The sequence below is a fragment of the Allobosea sp. NPDC055332 genome (assembly GCF_053645455.1).
In genome coordinates, this window is the sequence record NZ_JBSHMO010000032.1 from 1 (window position 1) to 1,287 (window position 1,287).

General features: G+C 53.4%; 3 protein-coding genes. All 3 read left to right on the forward strand.

Annotated elements, in window-relative coordinates; genetic code table 11:
- Nucleotides 1-300, forward strand: a 300-nt coding sequence (locus ACWIGM_RS31450; protein WP_454029857.1) for a phage tail assembly chaperone, incomplete at its 5' end; no start/stop codon positions are given.
- Between the two features lie 23 nt (nt 301-323).
- Nucleotides 324-602 carry a phage tail assembly protein T gene (locus tag ACWIGM_RS31455; RefSeq protein WP_000978930.1) on the forward strand — a complete coding sequence of 93 codons (279 nt, stop codon included), beginning with the start codon at nt 324-326 and terminating at the stop codon, nt 600-602.
- Between the two features lie 46 nt (nt 603-648).
- On the forward strand, nt 649-1,287 hold a 639-nt coding region (locus ACWIGM_RS31460; protein WP_454029858.1), incomplete at its 3' end, for a tape measure protein.

Here is a 1,287-nt window from a genome sequence, read left to right on the forward strand (position 1 = left end):
GAATGGGAAGGGGCAACGGTTGTATTACGGGAACCTTCTGCAGAAGCCTGGTTGCGCTGGCAGGAGATCGTTAAAGCAAAAGATGATGAGACACCGTTATCCGTTGCGGAGCGCGCCCGCCGAAATCTGGAAGCGGATGTTGAACTGTTCATCGATGTTCTGTGTGATACCGGACTGCAACCTGTATTTTCAGAGGATGATCGTGAACAGGTGATTGCCGTGTATGGCCCGGTGCATGCGCGGCTTCTTCGGCAGTCTCTGGAACTAATCAGTGATGCCGGCGAGGTTAAAAAAAAGTAGCGCTTCCGGGGATGCGTTTTCTGATGATGCTGGCGCTCAGGATGGGGCGCACATTGTCAGAGTTACGCCGGGAAATGTCCGCATCAGAAATCATGATGTGGGCAGAATTTGACAGGTTCAGCCCGCTGGGGGACGAACGGGCTGATATCCGGGCTGCCCAGATTGTTTCAGCTGTTTACGGTGCGCAGGGGGTCAAAGTGCCACTGAATGATGCGCTTCTTCAGTGGGAGAAGGAGCAGACAGAAGGCGTATCAGATCCATTTGCCGGACTGGAAAACGCGCTTTTAATAGTGTCTCAGTGAGTCAACATAACCGCTTCGGCGGTTTTTTTTCGTCCGGAGAATGAGTGTGGCGACATTACGTGAACTGATTATTAAAATCTCGGCAAATTCCCGGTCATTCCAGTCAGAGATCTCCCGGGCTTCGCGTATGGGGCAGGATTACTACCGTACCATGCAGAACGGAGGCCGACAGTCCGCTGCTGCATCCCGTGAAATGCGGCGTGCACTGGCAGAAGTGACGGATCAGATAAATACAGCTAAATCTTCGGCACTGAACATGGCGGGGGCATTTGCCGGGGCTTTTGCTACCGGTCATCTTATTTCTCTCGCCGATGAGTGGAATTCAGTAAATGCCCGTCTGAAGCAGGCCTCACAGTCCAGTGATGATTTTCAGTCATCACAGCGTGAATTAATGGCGATCAGCCAGAGAACGGGGACGGCGTTTTCTGATAACGCCAGCCTTTTTGCCCGTTCTGCAGCTTCCATGCGGGAGTATGGTTACAGTTCTGAGGAGGTACTGAAAGTCACCGAGGCGATCTCCACGGGCCTGAAATTATCCGGTGCCAGTACAGCAGAAGCCAGTTCGGTGATCACGCAGTTCAGTCAGGCACTGGCGCAGGGAGTGCTGCGCGGTGAAGAGTTTAACTCGGTGAATGAGAACGGCGATCGTGTTATTCGTGCGCTGGCTGCGGGAATGGGGGTTGCC

Excerpts from the sequence above, each read along its gene's own strand:
- ACWIGM_RS31455 (WP_000978930.1), top strand. The coding sequence starts at position 324 with ATGATGCTGGCGCTCAGGATGGGGCGCACATTGTCAGAGTTACGCCGG.